The sequence below is a fragment of the Achromobacter sp. EG18 genome, from assembly GCF_059759395.1.
In genome coordinates this window covers 112,126-127,288 of record NZ_CM186213.1, presented here as the reverse complement: position 1 = coordinate 127,288, position 15,163 = coordinate 112,126, and the positions used below count along the sequence as shown (strand labels likewise).

Below are 15,163 nucleotides of genomic sequence, written 5' to 3'. Positions count from 1 at the left end.
GATTTCCTTCAATGAACAATGAGGGCGTCCAGATCCTCGAGGGCCGGCAGGATGGCCTCGGCCCAGCAGCGGCAGCGGATGGGCTTGCCGGGGTGGCCGTCCGGCGGCGGATCGTCCCAGTTGAATTCCTGGCCCTCGCGGTCGACGTGCTCATCGCGTTCGCGGTCATCCAGGACGCCCCGCCACCGGTACTTCTTGACGCCGATATTGGTCTGCCGGTACTCGGTCAGGTTGCCGTTCAGCTTGCCGATCTGGTCACGGGCGATCAGTTCGGCGCGCCTGCGCGGCAGGTCATAGGTTTCCCGGATCTCGCGGGTCATGTCCCGCAGGGACGTGCCCCTGTGGACGGCGGCAACCACCCGGCCGTGCAGCGAATCCAGGTATTGCTCCGGGATGGACTTGATCAGGCCAATGTTCTCGGCCTCCCAGGGGCGCAGGATGCGGGCCAGGGCTGGCTCGGCCTTGAACACGTCCACCCCGTAGGCACGCCGCAGCATGCGGTGGTACTGCTCCTTGTTGTATCGCTCGACCCGCTGGGACACCAGCGACGCCAGGCTCTGCGCTTTGCCGTCAGGCAAGGCTGCCGCCTGCAGCGCCGCCATGAAGGCTCGGCGCAGCGACTCGAACCAGCCCCCGTCGCCGGCCGGCGTGTTGCGCAGGTCATCCTCGCGCAGCACCCGCGGCAGTTCGGGCATCACATACCGCTCGACGGCCAGAACGGCGGCCTGCGCAGTGGTCCGCAGCGCCCGCGCGTAGTCCTGCTCGTCACCGAGTGGGTAGCGCCATTGCTTAGGTGGCCGCAGCGTACGACGTGGCCGTTTGACTATTTGTGTCGGGAACGAGGCCATAGAGCCCTTCCTGTTTCATGTAGCGCAGCGCCTGGTCCTGGCTGAGCCCGTTGTCGACGGCGGCGCTCAGGGCGTCCATTTCGCGGGCCGAGGCCTCGGCGTTGGCCTTGCGAACGTCGGCTTCCTCTTTGGCCGTGGCCGGCTTGAGCGGCGGCCAGGTGATAGACCAGGCCTCGCCCTGCGCGGTACCGGTGCCGGCCAATGAGCGTTGCGCCCGGATCAACGACACCAGGCGCTCCAGCGCGGGGTTCAGCTTCACCCCACGGCCCATGGCCACCGCGTTGTAGAACCCCTCGAGGTCTCCGTCGCCGGTGGCGTTCAGGCCGGCCGCTGACCGCCCGAACAACACGCTCACCGGGTAGCCGGCCTCGGCCGACACCGCGATCTGGAATTCGGCCAGGGTGTCCTTGATGCCGCCCATGTCCGAGCTGAGCACCTGGTAGTCGTCTTCCGCGTCGACGGCCACGCCGTTCAGGGCGTTGCGGGCGGCGTCGACCATCTCCACGCGCTTTCGGACGACCGCCTCCATCTGAGTCTGGATAGCTTCGGCGAGGCCTCTCATCTTGTGCACGGCTTGCTGCTTCTTCTCCATCAGCCGAAGCGCCCAGGTCAACCCCTCGCCGTAGCGCCGGATCGCCCGAAACGCCCGCGCCGCCGCCGGTCGCCCCGCCCAGGGTATGCCCTTGCGATTGAGCTGCGCAGGGAGCGGATCTCCCGGCACCTCGATCAAGCGGCTTTCGTGTACCAGAAACTCGGCCGAAGGCACGCCCGCCGCCTGCACGCGCACGCGGTAGATCTCGGGCATGCCGTAGTTGGCCTCCTTCGGGTTGGAATAGCGCCTCTCGGTGGCCGATATGTCGCTTAGCGTGAAGACCTTGAGCTCCAGAAGCGTGTCCAGGGCGTCAAGGTTCAACGGATCGCGCAAGGCACGCCCATCCTTGGCAACGATCACGATCGCTCCGCCCCCCGTCAGCCGCGCCCAGCGCCAGGCATCAGCCAGCGCCGGCAACGCCTTCAGCCGATCCAGCTCGTCCCGCACCCGGTCGTCGCCGGCGATGGTCACGCCGCGTGACACAGCGGTGTCCGGAATCATGTCCACGACGCGGGCCGGCAGACCGCCCTCGGCGTACATCGCCAGGTCATCCAGCGCACCCAGCCCGCCGGGCAATGCGTCCAGCATGCCCGGCCCCAGCAGCGCCGACAGGTAGCCGTCTTGGTTCATCATGTACTTGCCAGCGCCATGAAGCGCCCTATGTCGCTGCCCGCCGTGGCGAGCATGTCGTTGATGGCATCGACCATGGGGTCGACCTGGTCGTCGTAGGGGTGGGTATCGTCAGCGGTGAAGGCCTCGCATTCCGCGATGAAGTCGTTCACCCACGGCGCCTCCTCGGGAATACACACCAGCCCCGCCTCGAGGTAGCTCTGGACGTCCATGACCCGCGTCAGCTTGTCTTTGTCGCGGGGAACGCCCTTGACAGGGATATGCCCGCCGGCGGCGATCTCCTGGACCAGCCCGGTACCACTCGACTTGTCCTCGATGAGGAACTGCCGCAGCGGCGCCGACAGCTTCGGATTGAACGGCTTGTGCTTGGCCCAGAAGTCCAGCGCCCGGCGCTTGAGCTCCGGCGCCTGCCATTTGCCGCGCAACAGGTCCAGCAGGTAAAGCTTGCCGTCGTCGCCCAGGCCCCAGCATTCGAAGACGCTGTAGTCGTTGCGCTCGGCCGTCTTCTGGGCGGTGTCGGCGAACACCTTGCGCGCCAAGATCCGGGGCGGCACCGCGTACCGGCCGAACCAGGCGCCCTTGATCAGGTCGCCACCCAGCGGCGCCGGGCGTTGCTGGTACTGCGCCGAAAACACGTACCGGCTGACACGTGCGCCCTCCTGGTCCGTGCCGGCACCGGCCTCCATGGCCAGCAGATCCGCCAGCGGCTCCTTGTAGGGCCAGTAGCTGAAGCGCCCCTTCTCGTCCCGGACGCTGCTGTCGACCTTGGGCTGCAGCTCGGCCGGCAGGCCTGCCACATAGGCGTCGTCGATCAGCGCCGGGATGACGATCTGTTCCCAGTCCGAGCCCAGGTTGCCGGCCTCGATGAAGCCGGTCACGTCCTCCTGCGCCAGGCGCTGCATGATCACGATGATCGGCGTGTCGGGGTTGGCCCGACGGCTTTTCACCGTGGCGATCAGGTCGCGGTTCGCCTTGGCACGCCGCGGCTTGCTGTAGGCGTCGCCGACCTTGAGCGGGTCGTCGATGACGATGGCACCCTGCCACCCTTGCGCCATATGACCGGCACGAAAGCCGGTGATCTGGCCGCCGAGCGACACCGCGTAGACGCCGCCAGCCTTGCGGCCATCGACCTCGATGTTCCAGCGCTTCTTACTCTTCGCGTCCGCGGCGACCTTAAGCGGCCACAGTTCCTGGAACTCGTCAGACTGGACCAGCTCCTTGGCCGTCTGCGAATTCAGCAGCGCCAGGTCATCGGAATAGCTGATGTGCAGGAACCGGGCGCGCGGGTTCAGCGCCAGGCCGCGCGCCATCAGGTTGATGGCGACCAGCTCGGTCTTCGACGAGCCCGGCGGCACGTTGATGACCAGGTTCTTGATGCGGCCGTCGATGACGTCCTGCACCTTCCGCGCGATCAGCTCGTGGTGCCAGTTGACCCGAAACTTGATGGCCTGGCGGTGCTTGAAGAAGTACCGGCTGAAGAACAGGTGGTCCTGTTCGCATAGCGCCTTGGCCGTGGCGCGCAGGACGGCGGGATCAGTACTCGCCTTGCAGCTTGGCGACGGCGGCGGCGACTTCTCTTTCATCCACCACCACCGTCTTCTGTTCTATCGGGCCGCCGCCGGCGCCCGTGTGCTCCCGCTTGTTCGTGAATGCACCGCCCACCTCCTTGGCGGCCTGCTCCAGCACGCCGGCCGCGCCGACGACGTTGCCCCGGCTGATGTGCTTGTCGTAGATCCTGCCGAGCTGCCGCAGGCGAAATGCCTGGTCGGCGATGGGGATCTCGGCGATTTCCTCGCGGAAGCGCTGCCGGGTGTCGTGGAATAGCTGGACCCACTTCTTGGCCAGGTCTTTGCCGGCGACTTTGGTCGGATCGTACTGGGCCACCTGCATGCGCGGCACGTCTATGCCGAATTCTTCCTTGACTGCCTCCGATACCTGGCTGGGGGAGTCCCAGCAGGCTAGGGACTGGACGATGAAGCGCTTATGCGCGTCGGTCAACTTCGGCACATCCAGACTCGCAATCGAAATATTGCCGGCCTACCTTGTGGCCCGTATGCTGGGTGATCAAGCTCAAACTTCGGGAGAAAAACAACAAATGAGCCTCCAACACTTTCACCGGCGCGGGGAATCGGCCCTACGTCGACGCGCCGAGCGGACCATCAACCGCATCGACGCCATAGAGCGACAGATCTCTACGAATCCTGATTGCCGGCGCAGGCGGCGCCAGCTGCGGGATCTTCGCGCCTATCTCGTTCGCTTGGCCGAGCGAGCCGAACGCGAGGGCTACGACGAGTACGCCCTCCTTTGGTACGTTCAAGCCCGGCCCTAAGCCGCCTTCAGGCAGCAACCACACGCCCTGGCGATGTCGAGCCGAGGCACGGCCGGCTTCGCGCCTGCCACGGCCACCAGCCGCCGAACATCCGCCGTCGGCCCATACCGCGCCACCACGCCCACGAATTCCTCGACGTCGTGCCCCACGATGCGCAGCTTCGGCCGGCCCTGCTTGTCGAACGCCGGCGCGCCGTAGGGGTCCGGCGCGTGCCCAATGTGGTAGAGCTCATGCTCCACCAGCGCGCAGAATTCCGCGTCGCTGCAGGTGGCGCAGTAGTCCGCCGCCAAAGTGATCAGGAAGGCCGGCACACGGCCGAACCACTCGATCATCTGCTGCTCCTGGCGTGCCTTCTGCCAGCCGCCAGCGCGGAACATGACCTGTTCGGCCTGGCCGAGCACCGTGCGCCCTGTCTTCTGGAAGCCGGACGACGCCCAGAGGAAAGCCAGATCGGCATCCACCAAGTGAGCGTGGTCAGGATTATGAAGCGGCCCGTCCGCGGCGAGTATCACCCGTTCAACCCATTCCAGCGTTTCAGGCGCCGGCGCCAACAAGCCGCCGGCTACCTCCGCTCGCGCCAGCCACACGGCGGGCGGTTGCGGCCGCAGCGGTATTGCCGATTTCCCCCGCCTTACCTTCATGCTGAATTACGCCAAATTTTGCGGCCGGTGGTGCTCTGCTCGATGGAGCGCTGCGGCTCTTTTCGCTGACCGGCCGCCGCGAGTGCCGCCGCCGGCGCAGGGTTGAAAGCAACACGGTAGTTCTTTCAAGGAACTGTACCGATTGTCGGGCAGCGGAGTTTTCACTATATTGATGAGTTACAAAAACTTACGACAGCAGATTTTATAACGTATGACTCCGCAAACTCACGAACCGCCTGAAGCCCCCAGCGCGTCTAAATTGGTATGGGTACCGGTGATCGTTGGCCTTCTATTACTGTCCGCGTACTTTGCCTATTTTGGGATCTACCGCTCTGCCCCCCCAGGGCAGCCAGAAAGCTGGGGGCAGTTCGGCGACTTCCTCGGAGGCCTGCTCAATCCGGTAGTTGGCACGATCACCATCGTCCTACTCGTTAGAACGTTGCTAGCACAGGAGCAGGCAATCCGCCTCCAAACTACGGAACTGGCGCTGGCGCGCCGGGACTTTGAACTGCAATTAGAAGAAACCCGCGCGTCAACCAGAGCACTGTCAGATCAACACGACGCGATAGTCAGGCAGAGCTTTGAACAAACTTTCTTTGCATGGCTGCAAAGCTACCGCCAAATGATTATGGGGCTACAAGATGCCAGTGAGCGATCTGGAATACTAGTACTCCATCGGTTGACCCTTTCCCTCAAAGGCGATAGAGCCACAATGATTGAAGACCCTAGCGGGCAACGCGTTGGCGACTCTCCGGGGCCACGAACCTACGATGACGCCGCGAACTCATATTTAAACGGAGCCGACACTCTAGTGGTTGACCGCTTTAATCGGGCCCGGGCCTCCTATCACGCTATATATGAGAGAAACCACTCTATTCTAGGTCCCATTCTGCGCACACTATATAGGCTAATGGACTGGGTCGATAAGAGCCCCCTGTCAGCACGAGAAAAGTGGCACTATTGTGCAATTATTCGCTCCCAGCTTTCGTGGCCCGAAATGATGATACTTCTCTACAGTGGCTGTGCTGAGCAAGGCAAGAACTTTGTCCCGCTCATCGAAAAATACGCGCTATTCGACAACCTAGAAAGCCGAACCGACGGCCTTGTATCTGCAATGCGGCAGACACTAACTTTGAAACCGTGCCCCGACTTTCCATATACGAAACGCGCGTTTAACTCCGGTGTGGCCAAGCTGGAGCTTGGCATCATCGAGGCAAAAGATCTTTAGCGGCCGGCAGACGCAAGCACCCAGGCCTAAAGGCTAGATAGTGGCTTCTCCTTAGCGTACCGGCCTGAAAAACTACAGCAGTCGGCGTGACGCTTCCCACAAAAGCAAATGCCATTTGCTCGCCACCTGGAATTCAAAGCAAACGATCTGCAAGCGTCGGCAATAATTTCCAGGTCGCCGTGTAATTTTGTGTTACTGTAGCTCGCCTGTGCAGGCAGGACGGCCTCGGGACGCTCAAGGCCTTTATCCGTGAGTCGGCTGTCAGTCGTGCAGTTACAGTTGCGCGGCCGTCGCCGGCTTCTCACTAACAAAAACCATGAATCGCGACAAGTGAATCCGGCCCAAACTTTCATCGTAGTTGCTATCGCCGCGTTGGCCACAGGCTGCGCAGCTCCAATGCCGTCTCCACAGTCGACGGCAGCCATTCGAGTGCATTTGCTTGATCCCTGGCCTGGGCCAGCCCTGCGAGCAACTCTGTCGATTGACAGGCTCGCCAGCGACTCCCAAGGCCGAACGCTCAGCACGATCTATCAAGTCCAACGGTGCGATGAAACCGCAAGATGTTCCGGCGGCGTTGCGAAGCCGCAGATCCAGATTCGGATAACCGCCAGCTCGCCGACTACTGTCTCTTTCGAAGCCAACGTGGATTACTCCGTTGCGGCGGAACAGACCAGCGGCAACACCACTGGCGCGAGTTATGCCAAGACCAGTATTTCGGTGCCGAAAGCCGACCCGATGCACCGGGTCTACGTGGAGCGCGCCACGTTGAAATACGGAGAGGAGCGACGCCTGGACCTTCCCCACGGTGAATCGCTGATTTTCTGCGCACGCCAAATCCAAGGCCAATTGGGGGACAGCGATCACGCTTGCGAGCCTCCGTCGACTGCGGACCAAGTTAAGGCCATTCCGAAGTTCTAAATCCGCGACCAGAAATGCAAAACGCCCCGGGTTTTGCCCGGGGCGTTTCTTCAGGTCGTACTTGCTACGAGTGTGGCGGAATTTTCGCTTTCTTGTCCGGCCAAGTCAAGTCATCAGGCTATTCACTTCGCCGCCGGCGCTCTCAAGCAACCCGATTGGACATTCGCTTCATCGCTTAAAACCATCATGCTCACCCCGGACTTCTTTTCGCAATGTGCTACCTCGTTACGCTCACTAGCGGACGACGTTCAAAAAACTACGCCACCGCCAAAAAAGGAAGTCACTCTCGCGTATTCCGATTTTTGCGAGTCATTTCCCGAAGCTCAGACGGGGGAATTAGTCAGATGGGCTGGCAAAGGAACCGTGATTTACCGATTCGCCATTCGACATGGCCGCGAGCAATCCTCCGTTTTGGAGCGATTCAACGGCTGTAAGACGCAGGAGAAAGATCTGGCGACGCAGGCAGGAATCAAACCAAGGGCATACTGTAGAGCAAATCAAGCGTCCTCGACGCTCTATGTCGGCAGCTCCCGGAATCTGGAAAGCCGGTTGCGGCAACACTTCGGCTACAAAGATAGAACCACATATTCGATGCAACTAACGCATTGGCTGCAACCAGGAGATATTGAACAGATCCATCTGTCAGTCTGGCACTGTGAAGGAATTCATGCAGTAGCGGTTCAGGCAATGGAGGATCATTTGTGGGATGTCGAGAGACCTATGCTTGGCAAAAGAGGGGGACGCTAGCCGCGCACCTCGCGAGCTGATTGCTGGACGATCGCGGCACCCACCATCGCCGGTGCCAAAGCATCTAGAGCTCCCGCCCTTTCCTGCATGGCCAGCCGTCGATAGGCCTGCAACACGTCGTGCAGCGTCGATTTCGGGACATCGAATCGATCCGACAGGTCACGAATCCGCGGTCGACCTCGCAGCATCCGGCAAACGAGCATATCGGTCACCAAACGCTCCCGCCCCTTGGCGGAGGGGTTCAGCCACTCGGAGACGGCGCGGGCGCTCTCGGCCCCCTCCAAGCCCGTCCCATACTGCGTCCGCAAGATGTGAAAGCCCACGCTGTCGCCCAGCGTCCGCTCCATCAGCTTCACGATGAACACGGCCTGCGCATGCCACTCATGCGGCGTCAGCCCTGAAAGAGCCTTGCGCTCATACTCCACGTCGAACCGCTCGCGCAGGGCCTCGCAGACCAACTGCGTCGGGTTCTTCGGCTCGATGGGCATGGCCAGCATCAGGTAGGCAACGGCAATCGCGTGCTCGGGGCACGAAAACGTTCCGGCTTCACGCGGCATTCTTTACTCCTTTCAAATTCTCCAACTCACAGCCTGGCTGTATCGGGTGGGTATAGACAGCCAAGCCCCACATGCCCGGCTCGTAACCCGACAAACCCTCTTGCCGTGCAAGGTCGTCCAGTAGCGCTTTTGCCAGTGCGTTCATGCCAGGTCACTCACCAGGTCCACGGCCCTAAACCAACTGCCAAGGCCCGCACCGGCCGAGGCCCCTGCCGTATCTCCGCGCGGCTGCGGTGACGCGCATTCGTCGCCAAGCACCCGCAGCATCAACGCCCCCAATGCCTGCGCCGTCACGTTCCCGCTGGCCGCTTCCGCGAAGTCCTTGCGGTTGTGCCGGCGCAGCCAAGGAATCACGCTGTCCGGCACAGGCTGGCCAGGCAACGCCGCCTTCAAGCGCCCAGCCAGGATGAACAGGCTTCGACGGTTGTGCATGCGAGCGGTGATGCCTGCCTGCTCCGCGTAGGCCGTGCCGTGGTGCAGATGGCAGTACCAGTCGGACACGCCGGTCGTGGTGTCAGCGATAGACCCGGGCAGCATGCAGCCCCTGACGCAGCACATGCCGTAGCCCTGGACCGGATGCTGATGGCGGGTCACCGCCGCGGATGCTTCGGCGTAGCTCATGCCCCTCGCTCCTGCTCATCGCGCCGGCGACGCAGCTCGGCGAAGATGCGGTCCTTGAAGGCCGGGTAGGACTCGCCGCCGCGGGCGAACATGCCCAGTTCACGGCCTTTGCGGTCGATGCCGCCGTCCGACATCCACCACCGGTCCGCGTCCTGCGCGGGCTTGTCGGCGACCTTATCCGGCTTGGCGGGCACGGCCTGTGCAGCTTGGCGCGCCCTGGTCAGCACCTTGGCCAGGTACGTCCAGGGGATCGGCTCCGGGACAGGCTTAGACTGTCGCGCAGCCTCGACAGCCGCCAACGCTTCGTCCTCGGTGAGACCGCTTTCGACCCATTCGCGGAAGTCGGGCCGGCCCGGCGCGACGTCAACGCCCTCGACGCGAAGTCGCTTGGCCAGGACGCCGCAGAGCGTCGGATCGGACAAGTAGCCGGGCGAGTTATCCACAGTCGGAGGCTCGCGCGCGCTACCCCCCCCTTCTTTTATATATGTCCCTGTCCCTGTCCCTGTCTTAGCCGTGACACCCCCGTGACTTTCCGTGTGACTTCCATGAGGTGTCACAGTGACAACCTTGTGTCCCTCCGTGACGACGATGGATATTCCGCGTGACGCCGCAACCTCGCGCAGGTGTGACGTACTCGTTCCCTTGGCCGGCAGAATCAAACCAACGTCACGCAGCGCCGCAAAGAGCAGCTTGCGGTCTTCCCGCTCCTCACGCTTGCGTTCGTTATCGCCATCCTTCGCGGCCTGGTGCTCCTCCCGCTTCGCCATGGCCTTGATGGCCTCCTCCGCGATCACCGGGTGATAGAGCCGCCCGTCGGAGCACTTCACGAAGCCGCGCAGGGCCATGCCCCTCACCTTGCGCCAGGCGGACAACTCCTTGCCGGCCAGGTGGGCCAAAATCCTGTCATCGTCAGGTAGCGATGCCGCGGGCTCCTGGTTCCAACTCTTGCACCACAGCCGCAAGGCCGTCTTGAACTCTTCGCCCGAGGAAAGCGCCATCATGTCGCTGTCCAGTAGGCGCTCGGTGTGCAGAGGCATGAACGGCAGGCCGCGCAGGTTGCAGTCTAGCGGCGTCAGGGGCGCAGGTAGCAGCTCAAAGTCTGTCATAGGTCACTCGCACACGTGTCGGGGGACACCGACCGAAAGGTGCCGTAGCCCTGCCGCTCCAACGCCATGAGCGCGGTGACAGTGCTATCCTTCCCGTCGAAGCGAGATACATCTCGCAACACCCGCTAAACCAGACCGCCCTATGTTGACGAAGACTGCGAAAAAAATTGCCAATTCGACGGACTTGCGTCGCTCGCAACGTCTGACGAGTTCGGATATATCGCCCAACTACTGGTGGGTGAGCCACAATCAAATGCATCGCCGAGAGCTCAGCGGCGGCTACATCTGGTGTCCCCAAACCAAGAAAGGCGGCGGGGCGAGAGAAACCTGGACCAACGTGTCCCGCGTGCGACGGGGAGACATCGTCTTTTCCTACGCAAAAACGAAGCTCCAAGCCGTTGGCGTTGCGCTTGGCGATGCACAGGAGGCAAGTGCTCCCAGCGAGGCGTATCACTCGTGGAACGATGCTGGATGGCGCGTGGCAATCCAGTGGGAATCCCTTGGATCCCCGTTGTCTCCCAAAGAGCATTGGGACGAAATCGGCGACCTTTTCCCTGCTGTCCATTCGCCACTGCGCGAGGATGGCGGCGGAAACATGACATACCTGGCGGCGTTGAGCGTGCCTCTGGGTTTGAAGCTGCTGGACCTGATCGGCATGACGGACGACGACGCCCTCGCGAACGTTGATCGAGAGATGGTCAAGGTGTCTGGCGTCGATAAGACCGAGGTTGAGCGGGTCTACCAGGCGCGTATAGGCCAAGGCACGTATAGAAAGAACGTCATGTCCGTCGAACGCTACTGCCGCGTAACGGGTGTCAGCAATGTGGATCTGCTCATCGCGAGCCACATCAGGCCGTGGCGTCAAAGCTCGAACCAACAACGCCTCGACGGCAACAATGGCTTGCTTCTCTCGCCTCACGTCGATAAGTTGTTCGACTCGGCCTGGATATCGTTTTCCGATCAGGGAGAGATCCTGGTTGCCAGCGGAGAGGTCAGAGAGGTGCTCATCGCCTGGGGCATTGACCCAGACATGAACGTAGGGCAATTCAATGAGGACCAAGAAAAATACTTGGCCTACCATCGAGACGTCCTTTTCTCGGAAAAGGCTAAGCAACCAGAAGAATGAGCGATCGGCCTCAATCGCAATCAGAAGAATCCACAAAGCACCTTGGATTGAACCTGGCTGAGTTCGTACGTAATCCCACCAACCTTCACTAGACTCCCTGCAGGGAGCTTCCACATACGCAGCGATTAATCGGGAGATTTGGTCAGAATGGCCCTCTACTTTTTGAGCTACGACTTGCGCAAATCCCGCAACTACCAACCGCTGTACGATGAACTGGCAAAGCTCCATGCCACTCGGGTCCTGGAATCTCTTTGGGCGTTCAAACTCGCCGACACCAATTGCACATACGTTCGGGACTATTTCCGTCAATTTATCGATGCAGACGATGGGTTGATCGTGACCCAAGCTGTCGACTGGGCAACTTGGAACACGGATAAAGCCCCACCCAACACATAAGTCACGCCGTGCAGGAGGTAGCACCGCGCCCTCCTCCTGCCGGTCTAACGCCCGCGCCGCCTGTTCTAGATCAAGATGCGCATACTCAACTGGCGCCAATTTGACCTGGTCGGACACGTCGGGACGAATCCGCAACCTAGAATTGCCAACCAATTTGGCGGCCAGTTCCAGCCATATATGATCGGGATTCCCCAACCCCAACCATATGTGGAAGGAACTGACCATGACGACACAAACAGGACTCCAACGCAGAATCCTCGACACGCTCGCGCGCGTGAAAGTGGGCACACCGAGCGCTCCAGCCGATACCGAGACGGCATGGGAAGAAATACAAGCGTTCGCAGGTGACGACGAGGTCATTACAGCTCTGCTGGACCTGGAAGATAAAGGCCTGATACGCAGCGGCGTAACGCGAGGAGTGGACGGCGAGTGCGCCATAAGTACGGGCGTGCTGGCCATCACGGATTACGGTCGACAAAGTCTGGCGCGCTGAATTTCTTACCCCAGCCGATCACGAGGTAGCCAAATGGTCGGCTCCACTCCGTCCCACCGGCTGGCGGGATCGCGCCAGGAATAATCTCGGCCAACTCATAAGTGAATCGCCCTGCAGCATCGCCAACGGGGCGAAAGGTGGCATAACCAATGTGATTGCCAGCGCCGTCACGTAGGCGCATGCCCAAGAGTGTCGGAGCTTCAGGGCGCATTTTCGGCCCCTCAAGCACCAATCGAACGCCACCGCGGCCGGCAGGCTCGAGCCAGGCGTTGATATCGAGGTCAGCGTAGGTCCGGAATTCACGCATGGCAGGCTCCTTGCTGCGACTGGGCGCCCTGCCCCTCCCCCTTAAACTGACTGCTCTCACACAAACCATCCTTGGGAAAGGAGCTGGGCATGGAAAAATCGGCGCGGCAGCAGTTCGACGACCTGCTGAAGGAATCGCACTTCTTCAACGATTCGATCAACACGGCAAAGCGAGCCGCTGGATACGCGGCTGGGCAAATCCTCGGCGCCCTCATCGAAGGGGATGCCGCCATGTACGAAAAGCTCAAGCGACTCATGGCCGAAGACTTCCAGCGAGACTCGGACCAAGGCCCGAGCCTGGACAGTGCAGCTCGGCTGGTTCTCCATGGAATTCAGCAGGGACTCGATTCGGTTGCGCGTCCAAGCGCGCGGCTGCAGCAGACGCGGCAGCGTTCGGCCGCGCGGTCGCCGAGGAAACCAGCCGCCGACTGATCGCTACCATCACCAGCGCACGTTGCATGGCGCGCCTGATCTGTGGCGGCCTGAAAGCCTTGGCGCCCTTCTCGCGCCCATATCCGGCCCGATTACGCATGGCTCGGCTCCTGCGGCGCGGCCGTGGCCAGCTCGGCCGGCGGCTCGAAGGCTCCGGGCCGCACAGCCTGCAGGTACATGCGGCGCGCAGGCGGTATTCCTTCCTTGCGCCAATCGGAGACCGATGGCGGCTTCACTCTGCACAGGCGGGCGACGGCTACGGTGCCCCCCAGCGCGTCGATAATTTGGGAGTCGGGGTGTTTAGTGTTCACTCCAAGATTATTAGGCTTGCCTTAAATTTAGTCAAGACATGCCTAATGAAATTAAAAGGCATACCTATTCATTTTCCACTTAGGATTGCCGAATGAGCACACTCGCACAACGTCTCAGAGAAGCAATGGACCAGACCGGCGTAAAGCAGGTGGACATTGCTCGCGCAGCGAACATCAAACCGCCCTCGGTGGCCGACTGGCTCAACGGAAAGACCAAGAACATTCGCGGTGCGAATTTGGTTAGCGTTGCGCAGCTGCTCAATGTGAGTGAGGCTTGGCTGGCAGACGGCAAGCTGCCCAAAGAGCGAATGCTCGATTCAGATTGGCCATTTCCGCGAATCCCCAAAGAGCTGTATTACCAGCTCACCGTATCGCAGCGCGATGGGATTGAAGAATGGGTACTCAAGCAAGTCGAAGCTTACGTTGGAACGCCGTCCACAGCATCGAAGGCACAGAGTGCATGAGCCATGCCTCATTTTTTGACTGGTAAATAGACATAGCCACTTCTGAGTGGCTTTCTTTTCGTCTTAAAATTAGGCATGCCTATTGAATGATTGTTAGGCTTGCCTTAATTTCTCCTCAACACCTCCCCACCCCGGGGAGGAATGGGAGAACAGCAATGCAAGCAAAGATCACGGGTAAAGACGGCAAAGGCCGCTGCGTGCGTTCGTTGCGGTGCGCACTAGCCGCGGCGATGAAGAAAATCCCGAAGCACCTGCGCGCCCAGCATGGCGACGTGCTGCGCCAAATGCGGTCGCTCAACCTAAAAGCCAAGAACGCACCGGCCCGTTACGCGCGCCGTGCGGCCCTGCACGCCTCTGCCTGACCACCCGCCCCGGGTGCCGGGGCTAGGAGACCACCATGGAAGTTACCCAAACCGTCAGCGCATGGCTGACGCCCACCAGCCTGATCTCGCCCGACGAAATCACCGATCCGAACAAGGTCCGCCTCAGCGACCTGTCCTACACCAACCTGGACATGACCGATTGCGGCTACACGCTGATCGGCAAGGCCCGCATCACCCTGGCGCTGCCTGACCGCGAACGACTGATCGATTCCAAGGTGGCGTCGATGCGCGCGGAAGTGAAGAAGATCCGCGCCGAGGCCGAGGCGAAGGCCTGCCACATCGAAAACCAGATCAGCAACTTGCTGGCGATCGAGCTCAGTCCGGCGCCGGCCATTGAACCAGACCGCGCCGAGGGGAACTGACATGTCCAGCATGACGATTCCCACCCCGTGCGGCACGGCCGCGATTCTTCGCCCCTACAACGACGAGGAACGCCGCGCAGAGCTGATGCGAGACCTCGGCGGCGACGTGCATCTGGCGCTCGGCCGCGATCAGTTGATCCACCGCGAATACGACTTCAGCCAGCGCGCCGCCGAAGCGCTCTATGCCGCGACCGAAGGCAATCAGTTGGCCGAGGGTGCATTCGCGCTGGTGGTGCGCTCGGTCGTGGCGCGCGACCCGCTCGCCGTGGTGGGGCTTCTGTTCCGCCAGTGGCTTGACCTGGCGGTCCGACAGTTGACCGCTGATCTTGCTGACCGCTGCGAAGACGGCCAGCGTGTGACCTTCGGGGCTCGCCAATGACCGCCCTGCTCCTCTTCATCCTTGGCGGCCTGTGCGCCGCCTACCCCCTGGGCCTGCTCGGGGACGCCTGGATGGCCTACCGGCGGAGGTCTGCATGATCCGCCGGCTGCGCAATCTCTGGCACCGCGCCCGACTTTCCGGCCGAGACCTGGACTTCGCCGGCGTCGTCGCGATCTTCGCCGGCGCGGTGGTGCTGCTGGCCAGCGGCACGGTCGGCCCAACACGCGACGCCCACTCCCCCACCCCCACCGCCCAAGACGGGCGTCCGACGGCATACGCCGCTAAGGACTGATC

Annotated in this window: 21 protein-coding genes; 12 read left to right on the top strand and 9 right to left on the bottom strand. The window is 61.7% G+C overall.

Annotated features, from left to right (window positions below):
* Positions 1-8 precede the first annotated feature (8 nt).
* The 5 genes from AC6CR5_RS00600 to AC6CR5_RS00580 all read right to left on the bottom strand — a co-directional run bounded on the left by AC6CR5_RS00600 (position 9) and on the right by AC6CR5_RS00580 (position 5,040).
* The gene (locus AC6CR5_RS00600; RefSeq protein ID WP_427200217.1) at positions 9-695 is read right to left on the bottom strand and encodes a phage head morphogenesis protein; all 687 of its coding nucleotides are present in this window, start codon (positions 693-695) and stop codon (positions 9-11) included.
* Between the two features lie 94 nt (positions 696-789).
* Positions 790-2,073 (bottom strand): phage portal protein, encoded by a 1,284-nt coding sequence (locus tag AC6CR5_RS00595; protein ID WP_498085171.1) that lies wholly within the window; start codon positions 2,071-2,073, stop codon positions 790-792.
* Positions 2,070-3,653: a phage terminase large subunit gene (gene terL, locus AC6CR5_RS00590; protein ID WP_498085170.1), complete on the bottom strand. Its 1,584-nt coding sequence runs from the start codon at positions 3,651-3,653 to the stop codon at positions 2,070-2,072. Before terL ends, AC6CR5_RS00595 begins: the two co-directional genes overlap by 4 nt.
* Positions 3,604-4,077: a DUF2280 domain-containing protein gene (locus AC6CR5_RS00585; RefSeq protein WP_498085169.1), complete on the bottom strand. Its 474-nt coding sequence runs from the start codon at positions 4,075-4,077 to the stop codon at positions 3,604-3,606. The genes terL and AC6CR5_RS00585 overlap by 50 nt, the downstream gene beginning before the upstream one ends.
* 318 nt (positions 4,078-4,395) lie before the next feature.
* A complete protein-coding gene (locus AC6CR5_RS00580) occupies positions 4,396-5,040 on the bottom strand; it encodes a putative metallopeptidase (RefSeq protein ID WP_498085168.1) in 645 nt (214 codons plus the stop codon).
* A 211-nt stretch (positions 5,041-5,251) separates the two neighbouring features.
* Here AC6CR5_RS00580 and AC6CR5_RS00575 point away from each other — a divergent pair, with 211 nt between their 5' ends.
* The 3 genes from AC6CR5_RS00575 to AC6CR5_RS00565 all read left to right on the top strand — a co-directional run bounded on the left by AC6CR5_RS00575 (position 5,252) and on the right by AC6CR5_RS00565 (position 7,933).
* The gene (locus AC6CR5_RS00575; RefSeq protein WP_498085167.1) at positions 5,252-6,268 is read left to right on the top strand and encodes a putative phage abortive infection protein; all 1,017 of its coding nucleotides are present in this window, start codon (positions 5,252-5,254) and stop codon (positions 6,266-6,268) included.
* Between the two features lie 435 nt (positions 6,269-6,703).
* Positions 6,704-7,186: a hypothetical protein gene (locus AC6CR5_RS00570; protein ID WP_498085166.1), complete on the top strand. Its 483-nt coding sequence runs from the start codon at positions 6,704-6,706 to the stop codon at positions 7,184-7,186.
* A gap of 72 nt (positions 7,187-7,258) precedes the next feature.
* Positions 7,259-7,933 (top strand): GIY-YIG nuclease family protein, encoded by a 675-nt coding sequence (locus AC6CR5_RS00565; RefSeq protein ID WP_498085165.1) that lies wholly within the window; start codon positions 7,259-7,261, stop codon positions 7,931-7,933.
* Here the strand turns inward: AC6CR5_RS00565 and AC6CR5_RS00560 are convergent.
* The 3 genes from AC6CR5_RS00560 to AC6CR5_RS00550 all read right to left on the bottom strand — a co-directional run bounded on the left by AC6CR5_RS00560 (position 7,930) and on the right by AC6CR5_RS00550 (position 10,217).
* A complete protein-coding gene (locus AC6CR5_RS00560; protein ID WP_498085164.1) occupies positions 7,930-8,490 on the bottom strand; it encodes a hypothetical protein in 561 nt (186 codons plus the stop codon). The genes AC6CR5_RS00565 and AC6CR5_RS00560 overlap by 4 nt on opposite strands.
* A gap of 141 nt (positions 8,491-8,631) precedes the next feature.
* Positions 8,632-9,111, bottom strand: a complete 480-nt coding sequence (locus tag AC6CR5_RS00555; RefSeq protein WP_054446212.1) for a hypothetical protein — start codon at positions 9,109-9,111, stop codon at positions 8,632-8,634.
* A complete protein-coding gene (locus tag AC6CR5_RS00550) occupies positions 9,108-10,217 on the bottom strand; it encodes a DUF1376 domain-containing protein (RefSeq protein ID WP_054446211.1) in 1,110 nt (369 codons plus the stop codon). The genes AC6CR5_RS00555 and AC6CR5_RS00550 overlap by 4 nt, the downstream gene beginning before the upstream one ends.
* Positions 10,218-10,359: 142 nt before the next feature.
* On the opposite strand from AC6CR5_RS00550, the gene AC6CR5_RS00545 reads away from it, so the two are divergent.
* From AC6CR5_RS00545 to AC6CR5_RS00535, 3 genes are all read left to right on the top strand, one after another.
* On the top strand, positions 10,360-11,343 hold the full coding sequence (locus AC6CR5_RS00545; protein ID WP_498085163.1) for an HNH endonuclease: 984 nt from the start codon (positions 10,360-10,362) through the stop codon (positions 11,341-11,343).
* 147 nt (positions 11,344-11,490) lie between these two features.
* Complete coding sequence (locus AC6CR5_RS00540; RefSeq protein WP_498085162.1) at positions 11,491-11,739, top strand: hypothetical protein; 249 nt, start codon at positions 11,491-11,493, stop codon at positions 11,737-11,739.
* 223 nt (positions 11,740-11,962) lie between these two features.
* Complete coding sequence (locus tag AC6CR5_RS00535; protein ID WP_498085161.1) at positions 11,963-12,232, top strand: hypothetical protein; 270 nt, start codon at positions 11,963-11,965, stop codon at positions 12,230-12,232.
* On the opposite strand, the gene AC6CR5_RS00530 is transcribed toward AC6CR5_RS00535, so the two are convergent.
* Positions 12,198-12,539: a hypothetical protein gene (locus AC6CR5_RS00530; protein WP_498085160.1), complete on the bottom strand. Its 342-nt coding sequence runs from the start codon at positions 12,537-12,539 to the stop codon at positions 12,198-12,200. The two genes, AC6CR5_RS00535 and AC6CR5_RS00530, sit on opposite strands and share 35 nt — an antisense overlap.
* A gap of 89 nt (positions 12,540-12,628) precedes the next feature.
* Here AC6CR5_RS00530 and AC6CR5_RS00525 point away from each other — a divergent pair, with 89 nt between their 5' ends.
* From AC6CR5_RS00525 to AC6CR5_RS00500, 6 genes are all read left to right on the top strand, one after another.
* Positions 12,629-12,970, top strand: a complete 342-nt coding sequence (locus AC6CR5_RS00525) for a hypothetical protein (RefSeq protein ID WP_498085159.1) — start codon at positions 12,629-12,631, stop codon at positions 12,968-12,970.
* Positions 12,971-13,373: 403 nt separating this feature from the next.
* Complete coding sequence (locus AC6CR5_RS00520; RefSeq protein ID WP_175189114.1) at positions 13,374-13,745, top strand: helix-turn-helix domain-containing protein; 372 nt, start codon at positions 13,374-13,376, stop codon at positions 13,743-13,745.
* 155 nt (positions 13,746-13,900) lie between these two features.
* Positions 13,901-14,107 (top strand): hypothetical protein, encoded by a 207-nt coding sequence (locus AC6CR5_RS00515; RefSeq protein WP_238866446.1) that lies wholly within the window; start codon positions 13,901-13,903, stop codon positions 14,105-14,107.
* A gap of 35 nt (positions 14,108-14,142) precedes the next feature.
* Positions 14,143-14,490 carry a hypothetical protein gene (locus tag AC6CR5_RS00510; protein WP_498085158.1) on the top strand — a complete coding sequence of 116 codons (348 nt, stop codon included), beginning with the start codon at positions 14,143-14,145 and terminating at the stop codon, positions 14,488-14,490.
* Between the two features lies 1 nt (position 14,491).
* On the top strand, positions 14,492-14,869 hold the full coding sequence (locus AC6CR5_RS00505) for a hypothetical protein (RefSeq protein WP_498085157.1): 378 nt from the start codon (positions 14,492-14,494) through the stop codon (positions 14,867-14,869).
* A 94-nt stretch (positions 14,870-14,963) separates the two neighbouring features.
* A complete protein-coding gene (locus tag AC6CR5_RS00500) occupies positions 14,964-15,161 on the top strand; it encodes a hypothetical protein (RefSeq protein ID WP_498085156.1) in 198 nt (65 codons plus the stop codon).
* The last annotated feature ends 2 nt before the right edge of the window (positions 15,162-15,163 follow it).

Excerpts from the sequence above, each read along its gene's own strand:
- AC6CR5_RS00505 (WP_498085157.1), top strand. The coding sequence starts at position 14,492 with ATGTCCAGCATGACGATTCCCACCCCGTGCGGCACGGCCGCGATTCTT.
- AC6CR5_RS00525 (WP_498085159.1), top strand. The coding sequence starts at position 12,629 with ATGGAAAAATCGGCGCGGCAGCAGTTCGACGACCTGCTGAAGGAATCG.
- AC6CR5_RS00580 (WP_498085168.1), bottom strand. The coding sequence starts at position 5,040 with ATGAAGGTAAGGCGGGGGAAATCGGCAATACCGCTGCGGCCGCAACCG.
- AC6CR5_RS00550 (WP_054446211.1), bottom strand. The coding sequence starts at position 10,217 with ATGACAGACTTTGAGCTGCTACCTGCGCCCCTGACGCCGCTAGACTGC.
- AC6CR5_RS00515 (WP_238866446.1), top strand. The coding sequence starts at position 13,901 with ATGCAAGCAAAGATCACGGGTAAAGACGGCAAAGGCCGCTGCGTGCGT.
- AC6CR5_RS00560 (WP_498085164.1), bottom strand. The coding sequence starts at position 8,490 with ATGCCGCGTGAAGCCGGAACGTTTTCGTGCCCCGAGCACGCGATTGCC.
- terL (WP_498085170.1), bottom strand. The coding sequence starts at position 3,653 with ATGAAAGAGAAGTCGCCGCCGCCGTCGCCAAGCTGCAAGGCGAGTACT.
- AC6CR5_RS00540 (WP_498085162.1), top strand. The coding sequence starts at position 11,491 with ATGGCCCTCTACTTTTTGAGCTACGACTTGCGCAAATCCCGCAACTAC.
- AC6CR5_RS00500 (WP_498085156.1), top strand. The coding sequence starts at position 14,964 with ATGATCCGCCGGCTGCGCAATCTCTGGCACCGCGCCCGACTTTCCGGC.
- AC6CR5_RS00510 (WP_498085158.1), top strand. The coding sequence starts at position 14,143 with ATGGAAGTTACCCAAACCGTCAGCGCATGGCTGACGCCCACCAGCCTG.
- AC6CR5_RS00530 (WP_498085160.1), bottom strand. The coding sequence starts at position 12,539 with ATGCGTGAATTCCGGACCTACGCTGACCTCGATATCAACGCCTGGCTC.
- AC6CR5_RS00520 (WP_175189114.1), top strand. The coding sequence starts at position 13,374 with ATGAGCACACTCGCACAACGTCTCAGAGAAGCAATGGACCAGACCGGC.
- AC6CR5_RS00535 (WP_498085161.1), top strand. The coding sequence starts at position 11,963 with ATGACGACACAAACAGGACTCCAACGCAGAATCCTCGACACGCTCGCG.
- AC6CR5_RS00575 (WP_498085167.1), top strand. The coding sequence starts at position 5,252 with ATGACTCCGCAAACTCACGAACCGCCTGAAGCCCCCAGCGCGTCTAAA.
- AC6CR5_RS00555 (WP_054446212.1), bottom strand. The coding sequence starts at position 9,111 with ATGAGCTACGCCGAAGCATCCGCGGCGGTGACCCGCCATCAGCATCCG.
- AC6CR5_RS00600 (WP_427200217.1), bottom strand. The coding sequence starts at position 695 with ATGCCCGAACTGCCGCGGGTGCTGCGCGAGGATGACCTGCGCAACACG.
- AC6CR5_RS00545 (WP_498085163.1), top strand. The coding sequence starts at position 10,360 with ATGTTGACGAAGACTGCGAAAAAAATTGCCAATTCGACGGACTTGCGT.
- AC6CR5_RS00595 (WP_498085171.1), bottom strand. The coding sequence starts at position 2,073 with ATGATGAACCAAGACGGCTACCTGTCGGCGCTGCTGGGGCCGGGCATG.